This is a genomic window from Psychromonas arctica, assembly GCF_038155225.1.
Classification (GTDB): domain Bacteria; phylum Pseudomonadota; class Gammaproteobacteria; order Enterobacterales; family Psychromonadaceae; genus Psychromonas; species Psychromonas arctica_B.
In genome coordinates, this window is the sequence record NZ_JBAKBA010000058.1 from 1 (window position 1) to 18,991 (window position 18,991).

An 18,991-nucleotide genomic window follows, 5' to 3' on the forward strand; every position below is an offset into this window, starting at 1 on the left:
TATACATTTCCACCATGCTGTTCAAAAATTACTCTTGAAAGATCAACACGCCCTAGTAAATTATATAACCTTTTAATTTTAAACATAATTCCGCTTTCATTAACCTGAGTTGAGGTTACATATTAAATTTGTAGGGAACGACGGCTTTAGCTATCTCAACATATTCCAATGGAAAACTATAATAACGGACTAAAAAGATATAGAAAACCTTCTAATAAACGCTTGAAAAAAGGTCGCTTCTGCCACTTCTCTAAGGTTAGTTGGTTAGACGCTAAAGTATATTGCATTTGTGCAGTTAACAACTCCCCTGAAAATCTTGGGTTATCAATTAGCATAGTCATTTCGAAGTTTAACCAAAAGCTACGTAGGTCTAAATTAACTGTCCCTACTAATGCAATTTTCTCATCAATAACAATACTTTTACTATGTAACAAACCACCATAGAATTGGTGAATCTCGACACCCGATTTTAATAAATCTTCAAAGAAAGCACGCGAAGCATACTTAACCATTACTGAATCATTTTTAGCAGGAAGAATAATTTTAACGTCTACCCCTCGCATTGAAGCCACTTGTAATGCAGTTAACAAACTTTCATCAGGCACAAAATAAGGTGAGGTTAGCACTAAACTATATTTAGCTTCATAAATAGCGGTTAATAGCACTTGATGAATACCTACTTTGCCAAATTCAGGGCCAGAAGGAATAAGCTGAGAATTTTCATCTCCTGCAATACAAAATAAAGATTTATTTGCTTCGGGTAAATGTAAGTTTTGTTCTGTCTCTAAACTCCAATCCCATAAAAATAGCCCCTGCATATGTTGTACGATAGGCCCTTCACAACGCACCATCAAATCAATCCATTCACCAACACCTTTATCTATTTTGAAATAAGCAGGATCAACTAGGTTCATACTACCGGTATAAGCAATATGATCATCAATACACACTAATTTACGATGTAACCTCAGATCTTGTCTTTGAAATAATAAGCGAAATGCACCTACAGGCAAACCTTCAACCACTTCCACACCTGCTTGTCGTAATTGAGCTGGTAAGTTAGATTTTAAAAAGTCATGGCTGCCTACTGAATCCAACAATAATTTACATTCAACTCCCCTGATAGCCGCTGACTTTAACTCTTCTAATAACTGGTCAACTAAGCCACCTTGATTACAGATATAAAACATTAAATAACAATGTTTTTTTGCATCTTTAATTTCTTTAGTAAGCTCTAATAAAATATCATCGGTAGTCGTTAATAAAGTATGTTTATTACCTTTAACCATTGGCATATTGGTATAAGACTCAACAAATGATTGCATTGCATGGGCATTTTCACTAATCAGCTCTTTGCTTTGCTTATAAGTCATCGCTTGTTCTTGGATCCACTCCAAGAAAGTACCTGAGATTAATTTACGTTGTCTGCTTCGCTTTGCACCTAAATTTAATTCACCAAAAATGAAGTAGCCAATCATGCCGACTAAAGGTATTGCAAACATAAGAAATAACCATGCCAGTGATACACCGATTGGTTTACGTTTTAAGACAACTCTTACTGACATTAACGTTAATAAGCCAAAATACAATGTCGCTGAAGCGGCGATATATATTTCGCTTTCTAACCAATTCATATTCAAACCAAGGTGTTCCATGTACTTCCTAATAAAAAGTAAAATGTTGCAGTAAAAGACTGCTAAATGAAAATGCTATTAATAAAGTAAACGTGAAAGAAAAGCTATCGATTTCAATAATGAGCTATTTTTATGTATAAACAAGAAGCAGAATAAATAAGTAAAATAGCCAGAATACGCTAGATGTTAGTAAAAAAATAATATAACAGTCGTTATTTTACAGTGATAATTTTGTAGTGATAATTTTACAATGACAATGTTGAATGATATTTGGCATAAGCCAAACATCATTCACAATTCAAATAGTAAGGTAAGAGTATAACTAGGAAGTGATTATTTACGTTTATTACACCTCAGGTAAAAAGTAGCTTCAGCCGCTGTCATTACCTCTTTTTGACTGTTCCATTTATCCTGCGTTAATATTTTATCACCACTAGTAAGGCAAGGATCGTTTTCTATTGTTTCCCCTACTACATCAATGCCAAGTGAGTTTGCTAACACAAACACAGACTTGAGCATCGCTTCTCCCGCTAAGAATCCAGGTACTCCTTGGATAAAATGTTTGGATATTTTGAATTTATCGATATTGAGTTTATCAATTGAGTATAAAACAGATCGTTCAGCACCAAATCCCTCGACGGTAAGCGCAATACCTAATCGACTTAGATTCAGTAAGTTTTCCTGAACTCTATACAGATCATTACTAAATATACTTTCTTCGATTTCAAACTCAAACCAACTTGCTTTAGCGCCAGTATCTAACAATACTTTCTGAATTGAAGCAATTAATGATAGTTGTGATAATTCCAATTTAGACAAAGGAAGTGCTATTCGACCAAAATTAATACCTGATGCATACCATTTTGCAGCCTGTTTAGCCGCCTTAGTAAACATTTTAATGCCTAACTCAATTAATATACCTGATTGTTCAGCAAGCATTAAAAACCTTTCTGGCAACAACACTCCTTGTTCAGGATGATGCCACCTTAACATGCATTCAATAGCGACAATTTGACGTTTATTAAGATCATATTGAGGCTGGTAATAAACCTCAAATTGGTCTTTCACAAGTGCTAATTTTAATTCATTTTCACGTGCTAACTGGTGAGTCGAGTTAACCGTTAATTCATTAGTATAAAAGTGATACGCGCTGCTTTTATCTTTCTTACTACGAAGCATTGCAGTTTCAGCATTAGATAAAACAGTATCTAACTCGATGCCGTCATCAGGACAAATACTAATACCGATTGAAAGGGATAAATCGACGGCCACACCTTCGATAGTAATTGTTTCAGAAAATTGCTGCGCTATCTGTCGTGCAATTAAAGCAACAACCTGTTCATTATCAAGCTCTTCAATCACTAATACAAACTGATCATCACCAATACGAGCAATAAAGTCTTTATCTGAAGCAGATTGTTTAAGACGTTTTGCTACGTCTCTAAACACTAAGTCGCCTTGATTATGTCCATAGCGCTCATTAATTGTTTTAATGCCTTTAATCTCAATAAACAAGATCCCTATTGGGATTTGTTTATGATTAGAGCGAGCAATAGCTGTCTCTAAATGATTAAATAAAGCAATACGGTTATTAAGGCCCGTTAAAGAATCATGTTTAGATAAATACTGAATTTTTTCTTCATTGTATTTATTTTGAGTTAAATCAGTAAAGGAATAAACGCGATTATCAATCTCGGTTTCACTGTGTTTGATTTGATAAACTTCTAACCAAAAATAACCAAGATCGCCTTGTTTAGTATAAAAATTAACATCACCTTGCCATTTACCATGACTTAGTAATGCACGCTCAATATTAATAAACAATCGACGATAATCACGACCATAAGCAAATGAAGCTATTTTTTGATTTAATAGTTCTGCTTTAGAATAACCCGCAATATCTAAACAAGCATCGTTAGCAGTGATGACTAAACCTGTATTGTCAGTGACTAAAATACCATCACGACTATTTTCAAATACAGCATTAGCTAATTTAAGTTGTCTTTTAATAATACTTTTTTCAGTAATATCTCGCCCAATAGCAATTAAACCTTGGACTTTTCCGTCTTTATCTTTAAGCGGTACTTTTTGCATAAAGATATAATGTTCTTCACCATTATTATAAGTAAGGTATTCGTTATTAACGTATATTTCATTATTTTCAATTACTTGAGTATCTTGAGCTTGACACATTCGAGCTTGGTTAATTTCAAATAATTGATCATCTTTTTTACCAAGGATGTCAGCTTCAGGACAGCCTACAAACTCTTCGAATTGTTTATTACAACCAATAAAACGACTTTCTAAGTCTTTAAAAAAGATTAAATCAGAAGAAAGATTTGCAGTGGCGCGTAACATAACACGTTCTTTTTCGATGGTTGCCTTGGCCGTATTCATCTCTGAAATATCAAATAACAACCCAACTTTAAGGTCGCTATCATCAGCGACTTCTTCACGAATCAAAAACTCACGTTTAATACCAGTGACATCGCGCATTTCAAATTCAAGTAAACGAACTTGATGATCATTGATCATTCTTAATGTTGAGTTGTTAACTTTATCAATAACTCCATTAGGTAAAACTTCATGCAAGCATTGCCCAATTAAATCATCCGGTAACAACCCAAATATTTGAGAAAAATAAGTATTACAATAAATAATGATACTTTGTGAGTTTTGGTAGTAAATAGGGATGCTAATGTAATCTAAAGCTGATTTAACTTCTGCTGAAATAAGGTTCATCATTTCAGGAGAAGGTATCTTCACCGATTTAAGACTAGGCTGTTCATCAGTCAAATAAATACAGTGAGTCTCAGGGTACTTTTCTGTAATACTTTTTCTTACAGAATTTAAAATCGGCCTTTCACAAATAAAATAATGATAATGATCTTCACTAATCATTGTTTCAAGTTCATTAGCACAAATATGATGAACAATACTAAAATCACTAGTAGTAGAATTAATGGGTAACAAGGCTTCAACTAACTTCATATTATCGCCTATGTATAACACCTTATTAACTTCACTCAACAATATCATTCCACCTTAAATTAAAATAAATTTATTATATAAAAATCAGACACTTAATAAAACAAAAAAGGGAGCTTAGGCCCCCTTTTTATTACTATTATCTAACCTAGCTGTTTACGAACATTTCTAAACATCCGCATCCATGGGCTATCTTCTCTCCATTCATCAGGGTGCCAAGAGTTAGCAACCGTTCTGAATACTCGCTCCGGATGAGGCATCATGATTGTGACACGACCATCTTTCGAAGTAAGGCCTGTAATACCATTTGGCGAACCATTTGGATTAGCTGGGTAAGCTTGAGTATTGTTACCATAGTTATCAATAAAGCGTAATGCAATAGTATCACTTGCTTCAATAGCAGCAAGATGCGAGCTATCTTTCACTTCTACACGACCTTCACCATGAGAAACAGCAATTGGCATATGTGAGCCCGCCATATCATTTAAGAACAATGAGTTAGACTTTTGCACTTCAACCAAACTAAAACGTGCTTCAAAACGTTCAGAGTTATTCCTAACAAAACGCGGCCATAAATCAGAACCGGGAATTAACTCATTAAGATTAGATAACATTTGACAACCATTACAAACACCTAGTGCAAATGAATTCTCACGCTCAAAGAACGTTTGGAATTGGTTACGAGCTTGTTCATTAAACAAGATTGACTTAGCCCAACCTTCACCAGCACCTAGTACGTCACCGTAGGAGAAACCACCACAAGCGACTAAGCCTGCAAAGTCTTCTAATTGAACATCACCCGATAAAACATCACTCATGTGAACATCAATCGCAGAGAAACCAGCACGATTAAAGGCAGCCGCCATCTCTTGTTGAGAGTTAACGCCTTGTTCACGCAGAATAGCCATGCGAGGTTGAACACCTTTAGCAATATAAGGAGCAGCAACATCTTCATTAATATCAAAAGTTAACTTAGTTGATAGGCCAGGATCTTTATCATCTAATTTAAGATCAAATTCTTGTTGTGCACATTCAGAGTTATCACGTAACGATTGCATTTTAAGCGTTGTTTCAGCCCAAATTCCACGGTATTCAGCACGCTTAGCCGCTAACACTTCTATTCCATCACGAATAAATTCGATTTGATCCGTTGTGTTTAATGAACCAATTACTAATGAACTCGATGATAAACCGTGTCCAGCAAGGGTGTTTAATACCGCTTCTTTATCTTCACGTTTAACTTGAATAACAGCCCCTAACTCTTCCGAGTATAAAGCAGCAAAATCATCGCTACCTACTTGGTCAAGTTTAACCGTTACACCACAGTGCCCAGCGAAAGCCATTTCAGTGATTGTTGAGAATAAACCACCGTCACTTCTATCGTGGTAAGCTAATAATTTCTTATCTGCAACTAGCGTTTGTACGGCATTAAAGAACCCTTTTAATAATTCAGGATTATCTAAATCAGGTGTAGTTTGACCTAATTGCTTATAAACTTGCGCAAGTGATGAACCACCTAAACGATTCTTACCATTACCAAGGTCAATTAAGATTAAATCAGTTTCACCTTGGTCAGTGCGTAATTGTGGTGTTACCGTATTACGAATATCACGAACCGCACCAAACGCAGTAATAATCAAAGACAATGGAGAGATAACTTCTTTCTCGCTACCGTCTTCTTCCTGCCAACGCGTCTTCATTGACATTGAATCTTTACCCACTGGGATAGTTAGCTCTAATTCAGGACATAACTCTTCACCAACAGCTTTAACTGCTTCATACAAACCAGCATCTTCACCCGGATGACCCGTTGCAGACATCCAGTTAGCAGATAGTTTAATACGTTTGAAATCACCAATATCAGAACAAGCGATATTAGTAATTGATTCAGCCACAGCCAAACGAGCAGAAGCACCAAAGTTAAGTAATGCAACAGGCGTACGTTCACCTAGTGCCATTGACTCACCGAAGTACGTATCGTAACTTGCTGCAGTTACTGCACAATCGGCAACAGGCACTTGCCAAGGGCCAACCATTTGGTCACGAGCGACTAAACCAGTAACAGTACGGTCACCAATAGTAATAAGGAATGTTTTTTCAGCAATAGATGGTAAACGTAATAAACGTTCAGCCGCTTCTTTAACCGTTGCACCAGAAAGATCTAGCGCTTTACCTTGAGCTGTTTGTGTTTTTACATCGCGATGCATTTTAGGCGCTTTACCTAATAATACTTCTAACGGCATATCGATTGGTTTGTTATCAAACTCAGCATCATTAAGTGTTAAATGCATTTCTTCAGTCGCTTCACCGATTACAGCATATAATGCACGTTCACGCTTACAAATAGCTTCGAAAGTTGCTAGGTTTTCAGGCTTAACTGCCATTACATAACGTTCTTGAGATTCGTTACACCAAATCTCATGCGGTGCCATGCTTTTCTCGTCATTTGGAATCGCACGTAAATCGAAAATACCACCACGTCCGCCATCATTCACAAGTTCAGGCATTGCGTTTGATAAGCCACCCGCACCTACATCGTGAATAAATTGGATCGGGTTATCTTCACCCATCTGCCAACAACGGTCGATCACTTCTTGACAACGACGTTCCATTTCTGGGTTTTCGCGTTGTACTGAAGCAAAATCTAAATCTTCTGATGAAGCACCTGAGTCCATTGATGATGCAGCACCACCGCCTAGACCGATGTTCATTGCAGGACCACCTAATACGATTAACTTAGCACCTACTGGGATCTCTTTTTTCTGAACATGTTCACGACGGATATTACCTAAACCACCCGCCAACATAATTGGTTTGTGGTAGCCGCGAATTTCACTTCCGTTATGACTTTCTACTTGCTCTTCATAAGTACGGAAGTAACCAAGGATATTTGGACGACCAAATTCATTATTAAATGCAGCGCCACCTAGCGGAGCTTCAAGCATAATGTCTAATGCAGAAACGATACGACTTGGTTTACCAAAATCAGTTTCCCATGGTTGTTCGAAGCTTGGAATACGTAGGTTAGAAACAGAGAAACCCACTAAACCTGCTTTTGGCTTAGAACCAATGCCCGTTGCGCCTTCATCACGAATCTCACCACCAGAACCAGTTGCTGCACCTGGGAAAGGTGAAATAGCTGTTGGATGGTTATGTGTTTCTACTTTCATTAAGATATCAATATCTTCATGGTGGTAACCAAATTCACGATCATCAACACTTGGGAAAAAACGACCTGCTTTGTAACCTTCCATTACCGCTGCGTTATCGCTGTAGGCAGATAAAACATGCTCAGGATGTAATTCATGTGTATTGCGAATCATTTTGAACAATGATTTAGGCTGTTTTTGGCCATCAATTGTCCAATCAGCATTGAATATTTTATGACGACAATGCTCTGAGTTTGCCTGTGCAAACATCATTAATTCAATATCGTTAGGGTTACGACCTAACTTGATAAAGTTTTCAACTAAGTAATCTATTTCGTCAGTTGCTAATGCTAAACCTAAACTCACATTGGCAGCTTCTAACGCACTACGCCCTTGTCCTAAGACATCGACGCTAGTCATTTCACCTGGTTTGCCTTGCACAAATAATGTTGCAGCATCATCTAACGATGTTAATACCACCTCCATCATTCGGTCATGCAATAAACCAGTTAATGTTTTAATTTGGTCTGCGTTTAATTCTGTAGCCGTTTCAACATAATAAGCAATACCACGCTCTAAGCGTTTTACTTTAGTTAAACCACAGTTTTTAGCAATGTCCGTTGCTTTTGATGACCAAGGCGAAATAGTGCCTGGGCGTGGCGTGACAAAGAGAAGTATCCCTACTGGGTCATGCTCTGCTATCTTCGGTCCGTAAGTTAATAGCTTTTGTAATACAGCTAACTCTTGGTCATTTAAAGAATCAGATAAATCTGCAGCATGCATAAATTCTGCATATATGCCTGTCACAGGTAAATCTAATGCTTCACAGTTTTTCAACAACTGATTAACACGAAATGTCGATAAGGCAGGTGCCCCTCGCAAAATTTCCATAGGTTATTACTCTCGTTGGATAAATAAATGAACTTGGGTTTAGCTCAATATTATAAAAGAAAAGCATTTTTTATTAAATAGAAACACTCTATAGTCTATGATAAATAACCCCCTTAATTGGTAAATAAATGGATATTTAAATCGTTTATTAGATAATCTACCAACTCTACTAATTGGATTGGCACAATTTGCTTATGAATAAACCTGTTTTTCTTTCCTGTATCGCGATCAAATTAAAAGTTTTTCTAACGAGTGTATTGATCTATTTATTGAGTGCATGTAACCCATTTATACATACAACTCACTTAGAAGAGATGCAAACTCGCCAAACATTAATTATGGGAACCATCAATAGTTCATTAACATATAGTTACGATGGTGATAATTACAGTGGACTAGATTATGAACTAGGAAAGAAACTTGCTACGTACTTAAAATTGAAATTCGTTATTAAAGAGTTTGATAATTTAGATGAGTTATTTACAGCATTAGAGAATAATGACATTGATTTTGCAGGTGCCGGACTGACATTAACGCCAAAACGAGCAGAAAAATATCGTAGCTCACCGCCTTATTATTATCTATCTCAAAAACTTGTTTACCATAAAGGAACCTTTCGACCGCGTGACATGTCTGATATCGATGCACCAATTAACGTATTAAAAGGTAGTAGTCATGAAGAAAATATTAATGAGTCTTTAGAAGAATACCCAGATCTTGTTATCAACGTATTAGACAATGAAGATCAAGAATCTTTATTACAAAAAATAGCTGAAAAAGAAATTGAATACGCCATCGTAGATAGTACAACGTTAGCCCAAAAACAACGCTATTACCCATCACTTGCCGAAGCATTCACTATCTATGAAAAACAACCTGTTGCTTGGTTAATACGCAAAGCACAAGATGACTCACTGTATTCTGCAATGATTGAATTCATGGGTAATCAATATAAATCAGGCACTATTGCAAAAATAGAAGAAAAGTATTTTGGACATATTGGTGAATTTGATTATGTCGATACACGTACTTTCCTAAAAAGAATAGACAATAGACTACCTAAATACGAAAGTCTGTTTAAAAAATATGCAACACCAGAAGTGCCATGGTTATTACTTGCATCCGTCAGTTATCAAGAATCTCATTGGGATCCTAAAGCACGCTCTCCAACGGGCGTCCGCGGAATGATGATGTTAACGCGTGATACAGCCAAATTTGTTAACGTTAAAAATCGCTTAGACCCCGAACAAAGTATTCAAGGAGGGGCAAAATACCTTTCTCAATTAATTCAGAGATTACCTGAAAGTATCCCAGCAGATGAAAGGATCTGGTTTGCTCTAGCCTCTTATAATATTGGTTTAGGCCACTTGCTTGATGTTCGACGAATTACAACCATGAAAAAGCAAAATCCAGATTCGTGGGCTGATGTAAAAGAAAACTTACCTTTATTGCACCAGCGTAAATGGTATACAAAAACACGTTATGGTTATGCTCGTGGGCGTGAAGCGAAGCATTATGTTGATAATATTAGAGAGTATCTAAAAACCCTAACGTGGCATGATCAAGAGCAACAAAAAGCGCTTAAAATCGAAGCAGAAAAACAAGCAGAGATCGATAGACTTGCCGCTATTGAAGAAGCTAAACAGGCTCAATTAGAAGCAGAAAAACAAGCAGAGATTGATAGGCTGGCTGCTATAGAAGAGGAAAAGCAGGCTAAAATAGAAGCTGATAAACAAGCTGAAATAGATAGGCTTAAAGCTATTGAGCTTGAAACACAAGCTAGAATAGAAGCCGAGAAGAAAGCTGAGGCAGAAAGATTAGCGGCGGCTGAAAAAGCGAAGCAGGCTAAAATAGAAGCAGATAAACAAGCTGAGATTGATAGGCTTGAAGCTATTGAGCTTGAAAAAGAAGCTAGAATAGAAGCCGAGAAGAAAGCAGAAGTGGAAAGATTAGCAGCAGCTGAAAAAGCTAAACAAGCTAAAATAGAAGCTGATAAGCAAGCTGAAATTGATAAGCTAAAAGCGATAGAATGAGAACAAAAATCTGTTGCTGAAAAATCAATCAGCACCGGTAAATAAAAAACAATCAGAGTAAAAAAAATCGTAAGATAAATAAAGTTCGTGACTCATAAAGTATCTCTATTTGTACGCATTATAGTCTATAGCAGTGCAAATAGAGATAACTGAGTAAAGACCGAAACGAATAAAGTAAAAAACACTAAATAAACAGTCAATAACACGACCAACAAAATGAAAGTAAGATAGTAATAAGGTAACAGTAAAAATTAACCTCAAACACTCTCCATTGAATGAATGCAATTAAAGCAGCCAATTAATCCAATTCCCCCTATCAAACCCACCAAATTTACCAAACAGACCAAACTGACCAAACTGACCAAACAAAAGAAAATAAAACCTATCAGATTAATAAATACAATCGATTTTACCTATTTTAACTTTTAAAATATTATTACCTCATAAACCAAACAATATGATCAAGGTAAGAATATGAGCCAACAAACAGTTAAACAAATCATGCGTAAACAACCAATAACAATTCAATGTAAAACGCCATTAACAGAAATAATTCATATCATAGTCACAAGCCAACAAGCTCAATTACCTGTTGTTAATAATAATAAAAAACTTATTGGTATGGTGTCACTTATCGACTGTCAAAAAGCGTTGTTAATTAGCGCTTACCATTGCGATAAACCAGTAACAGTAAATGACGTTATGACAGAAGAATTTATGTTTTTAAATGAAGACGAAGATTTATCTGAAGTGGCAATCAATACTCAAAAACAAACAGAGAACTTTTTCCCCGTTGTTAAAGACGATAAATTAATAGCGATTTTAAGACGTACCGACCTATTGGTACATTTACAGAAAAATTTATCGCTTTGTTCAAAAGCTCAGTAAATTAATGATGAACGATTGTTAAACCAATAGCAGGTAAGGGAGTGAATCTTTACCTGTGATTCGTTCCATTTTAAATTATTCATTAAAGAGTGATGACTTAAAACTAATAGATTAAACTTTCTAATCGCTGACTTAGCCCCTGTAAATAACTGCTTAGCTCTTTACTTACTTTTGATTAAAACCTTAACTTCCCCCTTAGCCTATCCCTCATTTTTTTACTTTAACTGCTTACTTTTCTTTGTTAATACCTATTTTATCACCTTATTTTATTTAACCATTCCCCTTTGAAATAACCGACATATTTATGAAATAAAAATATCTTTATACAAAGCAACTGTACAAAAGAAACAAACAAAGGCAGAGTGCACACCCTTTTATGTAATGAGTAATTAATTATGAATGTTATGTTGGCTATGTTGGCCGCTTTTTTATGGGGTACAACCTACGCTGTCACACAATATTCTCTGCCGGGTTGGCCCCCATTATTATTGGGTGCGATACGCGCTTTACCTGCTGGTTTATTATTACTGGCATTTAAACCGAGTATGCCTGAAGCAAAGTATTGGCCTATTTTAGTTCGTTTAGGGTCGATTAATATTGCACTCTTTTTTGGCTTATTATTTATTATGGCGCAAACCCTACCTTCTGCTATATCAGGTGTAGGAATGGTTTCGCTGCCCGTTTTTGCCATGTTTTATTACTGGCTATTACATAAAAAGAAACCAAGTAAAATACAGTTCATATCAGGTATGACGTTAATTACATTAGCCTGGCTTTTATTTGATCCTTTGAATTTAACACTTAATCCCGTCGGTCTAATTGCCATGATTGCTGCACTAGCTAGTATTGTGGTTGGCAGTAATATTATTCAAGGCTTAAAAGGGAAAATGCATTGGTGGTCAGTACTTTGCTGGCAGTTAATTATCGGTGGTAGCATATTAACTATTATTGCCTTTGCTCACGCCTTATCAGCACCGACTCAATATTTGTCAGTATTACAGAACTTTACCTCACTCAATGCAATGGGGTTAATTTGGTTAGTACTGCTTAATACAATGCTAGCTTATGGTTTATATGTTTGGTTAATGACCCGAATGACCGTTGTAGAATTTACTTTTGCGGGTATCAGTAATCCTGTAGCAGGTATTTTAATGGGGCTCATATTAGTTGGAGATCAATTTACACTCAACCAATACCTTCTAATGGCATTAATTATTGCCACATCATTAATTGGCTCATTACTCAGTACTTACTACGAACGTAAAAAACTCAAAGAAAGTAAAAGTAGCCACTAATAAAATCACTTTGCTGATAACGATTAGCTTTCACTCATCGTTATCAGTAATACCTCTCTAATATTAATAAACTTATACCAATTAGTATTAGATAACTAACCTAACTAAAAATCTATTGCAAGGCTAAAAACATAACCATCAGCTAATAACCTAACCTTATTTACTATGCCAGCTTAACTCCCAGTAAACCTATTTAAATGTTGATATAATACTAATCTAAGTAATTATCTAGTCATTTATTTATCCAGATTGATATAACCTCAGTTCTGAATAATGGAAGGGTAATATTATTAAACACCAATACATTATATTTTTATATCATACAGTGCTGTTATTTTTATGTAGTTCAAGGTAAATAATCCAAACAATAACTCCTTATTGGGAAGTTATTTAATACAAAAATACCCGAAAATAATGGTGCTGTATCGATTTGCTTTTCCAAGATTAAGATTAATATAAGAATGGAAAGCACAAAAAATCAAAATAAAACCCTATAAATACAAATTAAGTCCTATTTCTACCCATTAATATTTGCGATAAAAATCAAATAAAGCTTTAATTAATGCTTACCTTTACAGTCTTTAAATAAAAAAATTAGATAACAAAGTAGGTCTGATAGTAATACAAGGCAAAGTAACCAAAAGTATTATAAGAGAATCGTTTTAACCATTTAAAAGACATACTCAATATGATAAAAAATAAAACCTTACACTCAAATATTAAAGCTAAACGACTTATTCAGATATTCTGGGCAGTAGAACTGACCTTATTTTTGTCATCTATTCAAAAGGCTTATCTTGGTGAGTATTTTCATTCATTTTTAATTGTACTTACCAATATTATTCTTATCGCTGTCTACCTCTTAGCTAAGCAACAAAAAGTACAATTTGCCGCTACCTTAGCCCTCTCAGTGATGACTATTTTTGCGACTTTTTTTATGTGGGATCACGGTGGTATTTATGATCCAATATTATTAGCCTACCCTTGTCTTTTAATCGTAGCCTCAATGGTAGGGTATAAAAAATTATTCATTAGTTTAATTACTTTTATGAGTGTATCTATTTTATTGAACACCGTTGTTAATTATCAAGGATGGTACATCAATGAGATCGATTCAAGCTATATAGACAGTTCAATAACCATCTCATTGATCATTTTGTTAATTAGTTATATTTCTTGGATGGTTTATTCTGACTTTCACATATTATGGAATCAATTATCGGATGAACATACACAAGCATTGGTATCAAAAAAGAAAATAGAAAAGTTAATACACCATGATATTTTAACGGGTTTACCTAACCGAATGATGGCCCACAGTATTTTTAAAGAAGCAACGTCCAAAAACAACAAAAAAGTGTGTTTGATGTTTATTGATATAGATAACTTCAAACAAGTAAATGATGGCTTAGGCCATAAAACAGGCGATGAATTACTGAAAGAGTTATCTAAAAGACTCAGTAACGAAATGAAAAATTTGGACTTTGCGTGTCGTTTTGCTGGTGATGAATTTGTTATTATTCTTCAATCAGCAAAAGATGAAGAAGTTATTTCTCAAATGGCACAGAGTATAATTAAAACAATAAAAACCCCCTTTCGATATCAAAACAATGAACTATTCTGCACTTGTTCTATTGGTATATCCGTCTTTCCAAATGATGGCGACGATTTCGATGCGTTAATTCAAAATGCAGATACTGCCATGTACCATTCAAAATCAATTGGAGGAAATAGTTTTCATTTTTTTAATACTTACATGGATCGTCAAGGGCATAACTATATTGCCGTTGTAACTGACTTAAGAAATGCGTTAAAAGAAGGAGAGTTCGAACTCTACTTTCAACCTCAAATAGACTTATTAACACAAAAAATAATAGGGGCTGAAGCCTTAATTCGTTGGAACCATCCTAAAAAAGGCTTGATTTTTCCTGACTCATTCATTCCTCAAGCAGAAAAATCAGGATTGATTGTGGAAATTGGCGAGTGGGTTTTACAATCATCATGTACGTCTTGTAAATCATTTATTGAACTTGGCTTTAGTGAATTTTCCATTGCGGTAAATGTTTCTTCTCAGCAATTAAAACGCAATAACTTTGCTCAAACAGTCCATTCTGCACTTAAAAATAGCAATTTACCGGCAAAGCACTTAGAACTTGAAATGACAGAGTCATTACTCATTGATAACTCACTCGAACTAAAACAAACCGTTACATACTTAAGTGATCTTGGTGTTAGTTTCTCTATTGACGATTTTGGGACGGGATATTCAAACTTAAGCTATCTACAAGAATTTGAAATTGAAGTGCTTAAAATTGATAGAACCTTTGTCAAAGATATTGAACATAACCCTAAAAATAAAGCGTTGGTGACAGCAATCATTCAGATGGCAAAAGGTCTCTCTTTACGCACCGTTGCAGAAGGTGTTGAAAGCCAGGAAGTAGCAAGTCTACTAAAGGCATTACACTGCGATAGCGGCCAAGGGTATTATTGGGCGAAGGCTCTTCCTGAGAAAGAATTTATAGCTTTTTCGAAAAAGTGTTCGACTACATATGACTAATCGTTTAATTCTAAATAATAATAACTTGCCAAGTTAATGGTGGCTAAAAGCGAATTTAAATTAGTCTTTCTTTTCAATAGTCACTTGAATATTCTTACTATTACCTGCAAACCATTTTTGCACATACAAACTACCCACGATTGGAGCGGTCCCCTCTTCAGGCACTTCCTTATAACGAACACTATTTTTAGTTTCTTTTTCAATTTCAAAATTAATGACTTTGCTAGACATTTTCTTTTTCTCCTTGGCTTACCTTTTTAAGGGCTTTTTTTTCTTTACGGCGACGTTTAAAAAAATCACTTATTTTATTAGCGCATTGCTCATCGTAAATACCAGATGTCACGTCGACTTGATGGTTCAAATTATCATGGCAGACTAAATTAAATACACTGCCTGCAGCGCCTGTTTTATAGTCGCCAGCACCATATACTAAACGTTTAATGCGAGCATGAACGATTGCTCCTGCGCACATTGGGCAAGGCTCTAAAGTCACATATAAAGTACAATCAATAAGACGGTAGTTTTGCAGTGCTTTACCTGCATTACCTATTGCAATAATTTCCGCATGAGCACAAGCATTGTGCTCTAATATCGAGAGATTCCAACCTTCACCAACCACTTGGTTATTTTTGACTAAGACAGCCCCCACAGGGATTTCACCAACGGCCTCAGCTTTATCAGCAAGTGCTAAAGCATATTGCATCCAATCTTGATCTGTATAATGGTCGGTTGATGCTGCCACACTGCTTTTATCATTCATTACCTTGACTCATATACTTTATTCATTTGGTTCAGTATTACTCATATGCAAAGACAACATCACTTCAAAACACCTAATTTACAAAATAAATGAGTAATATAACGTGGTTAATTCAACGCCATAAACTAAATAAATCCAACCTGCGATCGCTAAATAAGGACCAAATGGTAAAGGTCTACTTTGTTTATCTTTTGATGCAACAATCACTGCAATACCAATGATTGCACCAGCGAATGAAGATAAGATGATAATGAGTGGTAAAGCTTGCCATCCAAACCAAGCACCAAGTGCAGCCAGTAATTTAAAATCACCGTATCCCATGCCCTCTTTGCCTGTTAATAACTTAAAGGCCCAGTAAATAGACCACAATGTTAAATAACCAAAAACAGCACCTAAAACAGCATCTTGTAAACCAATAAAGGTACCTGACATGTTAATTAATAAACCTAACCACATTAACGGTAACGTCAACTGATCCGGCAATAGCATGGTATCAAAATCAATAAAGGTTAGGCTGATCAGTGCCCAAGTAAAAATTAATGCAAAAAAGACAGGCCATCCAAAAGGAATAATGTAAGCAACCGCTAATGACATCAATCCTGTCAGCAGCTCTATACTTGGATAACGAGCGGAGATTTTACAGTCACAATGTTTACAGCGACCTTTTTGCAGTAACCAACTCACTAATGGAATATTTTCCAATGAACCAATTAAATGGCTACATTTAGGACAACGAGATCGAGGTAAAACTAAGTTAAAAGTAGATTGTTCGACCTTAATATTCGCATCCGGGAAACATTCAGCACATTCAGCTTCCCAACTTCTTTGCATCATTACCGGTAAACGATAAATCACGACATTTAAAAATGAACCAACCAATAAGCCTAATACTAAAACCAGACCAAAATAAAAAGATGGGACTTGCTCCATCAACATGATCACTTCATTCATAATTGCCTTTACTTGTTAATGAGTTACTTGGGGTATTTATTTTTATTAATAATATTGACTAGCTTACTGCAGGTGCACAAATTTCGTCATCTACAAAAAAGTAAGCAATCTCACGAGCCGCAGATTCAGGACTATCTGAACCATGAACCGCGTTATAACGAGTTGATTCTGCAAAGTCAGCACGGATAGTACCAGGTGCAGCTTGAGTTGGATCCGTTTTACCGATTAATTCACGGTATGCAGGAATAATGTTCTCACCTTGTAAAACTAACAACATAGTAGGTCCAGATGTCATGAATTCAACAAGTGGTTCATAAAATTCTCTCCCTTCATGCTCAGCATAAAAACCTTCAGCTTGCTCTTTTGTTAACTGCATCATTTTTGCAGCAACGATAGTGAACTTTGCACTTTCAAAACGTTGTAAAATAGTACCTGTAAGTTGTTTACTAACAGCATCGGGTTTAATCATGGAAAGTGTTCTTTCTAATGGCATAATAGCTCCTTGAATTACGTTAATCGTAAGTGCAATATACCCTGTATAGACAGTAGCTATCAATAACAACATAACGTCAGGAGAGTTAATATCACATTTCATTAATATAGACGGGTATTTATCGAACAGATAGATATGCTTTCCAATAAAAATACTTAAGGACATTCATCATCAAACGTTACCTTTCCTCATCACTATTAAAAAAGAGTATTGTATTTGGCATTTTATTATTTATCACATTAATACTTTTATCTCGCTTTTTACCAAAAAGTCCATCAAAGATGACCTTGATAGATCAGCAACAAAGTCATTACTTTTCCACTTGTCCTGCATTAGCAAATATTCAAATGACACAAACGACGGATTCCCTTTCTAGCCCTTTTTCATTATTAAACTGGAATATTTATAAACAACAGAATCCACAATGGTCTACAAAATTAAATGAATGGGCTTCTCAAGCTGACTTAATGACATTACAAGAAGTAAAATATGATCAAGCGTTGATCGACTTTAGTCAGCAACAACAACTTACTTATTTTCAAAATATCGCTTTTAACTATAAAAATGACAGTTATGGTGTGAGTACATTTAGTCGAGTACAAGCTTCACAGGCTTGCGGTACTCGATACCCAGAACCTTGGACGATGGTCCCTAAAACAGGTATTGCCACTATTTATCCAATTGCTGATGTGGTACTTGAGAATTCATCGACCATCAGTTCAAAAGCATCATTACTATTAATCAATTTACACGGGGTGAACTTCACCTTCACTGCTGAGCCATTAAAAGCACAAGTCAGCCCTTATTTACAACTAATTAAGCAACATAAAGGGCCTATTCTTATCAGTGGTGATTTTAATACTTGGAGTGAAGACCGTACAACGGAGATCATCGATACATTAGTGAACGCAGGCTTTAATGAAACACAGTTTACTAAAGATAAGCGCCTGATCGTATTCGGACTGCCTTTAGATCATGTTTTTTATCGAGGATTAACGTTGATTAAAGCACAAAGTATTTCAACTATTGCCTCAGACCATAGTCCACAATTAGTCACCTTTGCTTTACCAAAATAAAGATGAATATTGAAAAAATAATATTTGAGACGTGTGGAACAGCAACAAAATCGCGGAGCTCTTAATTGGCAAGGTTTTGATAATTTAGATAATTGAATTTATTTAGAAGCTTGAGAAAGTATCGATAGGAAATTTGGAGCGGTACACGAGACTAAAAAAACGCATGACCCCAGCTCTTAATTGACAAGGTCTTTATAGTTTAGATAATTGAATTTATTTAGAAGCTTGAAAAAGTATCGATAGGAAATTTGGAGCGGTACACGAGACTAAAAAAAC

Annotated in this window: 12 protein-coding genes; 5 read left to right on the plus strand and 7 right to left on the minus strand. The window is 35.5% G+C overall.

Going from position 1 to position 18,991, the window contains the following annotated elements:
• Positions 1 to 176: 176 nt before the first annotated feature.
• The 3 genes from cls to purL all read right to left on the minus strand — a co-directional run bounded on the left by cls (position 177) and on the right by purL (position 8,662).
• The gene (gene cls / locus V6255_RS16805; RefSeq protein ID WP_341629181.1) at positions 177 to 1,655 is read right to left on the minus strand and encodes a cardiolipin synthase; all 1,479 of its coding nucleotides are present in this window, start codon (positions 1,653 to 1,655) and stop codon (positions 177 to 179) included.
• A gap of 312 nt (positions 1,656 to 1,967) precedes the next feature.
• The gene (locus V6255_RS16810) at positions 1,968 to 4,625 is read right to left on the minus strand and encodes a sensor domain-containing protein (protein WP_341629182.1); all 2,658 of its coding nucleotides are present in this window, start codon (positions 4,623 to 4,625) and stop codon (positions 1,968 to 1,970) included.
• Between the two features lie 140 nt (positions 4,626 to 4,765).
• Positions 4,766 to 8,662, minus strand: coding sequence for a phosphoribosylformylglycinamidine synthase (gene purL, locus V6255_RS16815; protein WP_341629183.1), 3,897 nt, complete (start codon positions 8,660 to 8,662; stop codon positions 4,766 to 4,768).
• A gap of 194 nt (positions 8,663 to 8,856) precedes the next feature.
• Between purL and mltF the strand changes: the two genes are divergently transcribed.
• The 4 genes from mltF to V6255_RS16835 all read left to right on the plus strand — a co-directional run bounded on the left by mltF (position 8,857) and on the right by V6255_RS16835 (position 15,435).
• Positions 8,857 to 10,695 carry a membrane-bound lytic murein transglycosylase MltF gene (gene mltF / locus V6255_RS16820; RefSeq protein ID WP_341629184.1) on the plus strand — a complete coding sequence of 613 codons (1,839 nt, stop codon included), beginning with the start codon at positions 8,857 to 8,859 and terminating at the stop codon, positions 10,693 to 10,695.
• 474 nt (positions 10,696 to 11,169) lie between these two features.
• Complete coding sequence (locus V6255_RS16825; protein ID WP_025564704.1) at positions 11,170 to 11,583, plus strand: CBS domain-containing protein; 414 nt, start codon at positions 11,170 to 11,172, stop codon at positions 11,581 to 11,583.
• Between the two features lie 395 nt (positions 11,584 to 11,978).
• Entirely contained in the window at positions 11,979 to 12,878 is a 900-nt protein-coding gene (locus V6255_RS16830; protein ID WP_341629185.1) for a DMT family transporter, read from the plus strand.
• Positions 12,879 to 13,566: 688 nt separating this feature from the next.
• The gene (locus tag V6255_RS16835; protein WP_341629186.1) at positions 13,567 to 15,435 is read left to right on the plus strand and encodes a putative bifunctional diguanylate cyclase/phosphodiesterase; all 1,869 of its coding nucleotides are present in this window, start codon (positions 13,567 to 13,569) and stop codon (positions 15,433 to 15,435) included.
• A 60-nt stretch (positions 15,436 to 15,495) separates the two neighbouring features.
• Here the strand turns inward: V6255_RS16835 and V6255_RS16840 are convergent, their stop codons facing one another.
• The 4 genes from V6255_RS16840 to ndk all read right to left on the minus strand — a co-directional run bounded on the left by V6255_RS16840 (position 15,496) and on the right by ndk (position 17,639).
• Positions 15,496 to 15,666, minus strand: a complete 171-nt coding sequence (locus V6255_RS16840) for a hypothetical protein (protein ID WP_170968573.1) — start codon at positions 15,664 to 15,666, stop codon at positions 15,496 to 15,498.
• Positions 15,659 to 16,195, minus strand: coding sequence for a tRNA adenosine(34) deaminase TadA (gene tadA, locus V6255_RS16845; protein WP_341629187.1), 537 nt, complete (start codon positions 16,193 to 16,195; stop codon positions 15,659 to 15,661). The genes V6255_RS16840 and tadA overlap by 8 nt, the downstream gene beginning before the upstream one ends.
• A 78-nt stretch (positions 16,196 to 16,273) precedes the next feature.
• Positions 16,274 to 17,146: an A24 family peptidase gene (locus tag V6255_RS16850; protein ID WP_341629188.1), complete on the minus strand. Its 873-nt coding sequence runs from the start codon at positions 17,144 to 17,146 to the stop codon at positions 16,274 to 16,276.
• 58 nt (positions 17,147 to 17,204) lie between these two features.
• Entirely contained in the window at positions 17,205 to 17,639 is a 435-nt protein-coding gene (ndk, locus tag V6255_RS16855) for a nucleoside-diphosphate kinase (RefSeq protein ID WP_341629189.1), read from the minus strand.
• Positions 17,640 to 17,860: 221 nt separating this feature from the next.
• Here ndk and V6255_RS16860 point away from each other — a divergent pair, with 221 nt between their 5' ends.
• Entirely contained in the window at positions 17,861 to 18,715 is an 855-nt protein-coding gene (locus V6255_RS16860) for an endonuclease/exonuclease/phosphatase family protein (RefSeq protein ID WP_341629190.1), read from the plus strand.
• The last annotated feature ends 276 nt before the right edge of the window (positions 18,716 to 18,991 follow it).

Excerpts from the sequence above, each read along its gene's own strand:
- tadA (WP_341629187.1), bottom strand. The coding sequence starts at position 16,195 with ATGAATGATAAAAGCAGTGTGGCAGCATCAACCGACCATTATACAGAT.
- purL (WP_341629183.1), bottom strand. The coding sequence starts at position 8,662 with ATGGAAATTTTGCGAGGGGCACCTGCCTTATCGACATTTCGTGTTAAT.
- V6255_RS16825 (WP_025564704.1), top strand. The coding sequence starts at position 11,170 with ATGAGCCAACAAACAGTTAAACAAATCATGCGTAAACAACCAATAACA.
- V6255_RS16810 (WP_341629182.1), bottom strand. The coding sequence starts at position 4,625 with ATGAAGTTAGTTGAAGCCTTGTTACCCATTAATTCTACTACTAGTGAT.
- mltF (WP_341629184.1), top strand. The coding sequence starts at position 8,857 with ATGAATAAACCTGTTTTTCTTTCCTGTATCGCGATCAAATTAAAAGTT.
- V6255_RS16830 (WP_341629185.1), top strand. The coding sequence starts at position 11,979 with ATGAATGTTATGTTGGCTATGTTGGCCGCTTTTTTATGGGGTACAACC.
- V6255_RS16835 (WP_341629186.1), top strand. The coding sequence starts at position 13,567 with ATGATAAAAAATAAAACCTTACACTCAAATATTAAAGCTAAACGACTT.
- V6255_RS16850 (WP_341629188.1), bottom strand. The coding sequence starts at position 17,146 with ATGAATGAAGTGATCATGTTGATGGAGCAAGTCCCATCTTTTTATTTT.
- ndk (WP_341629189.1), bottom strand. The coding sequence starts at position 17,639 with ATGCCATTAGAAAGAACACTTTCCATGATTAAACCCGATGCTGTTAGT.
- cls (WP_341629181.1), bottom strand. The coding sequence starts at position 1,655 with ATGGAACACCTTGGTTTGAATATGAATTGGTTAGAAAGCGAAATATAT.
- V6255_RS16840 (WP_170968573.1), bottom strand. The coding sequence starts at position 15,666 with ATGTCTAGCAAAGTCATTAATTTTGAAATTGAAAAAGAAACTAAAAAT.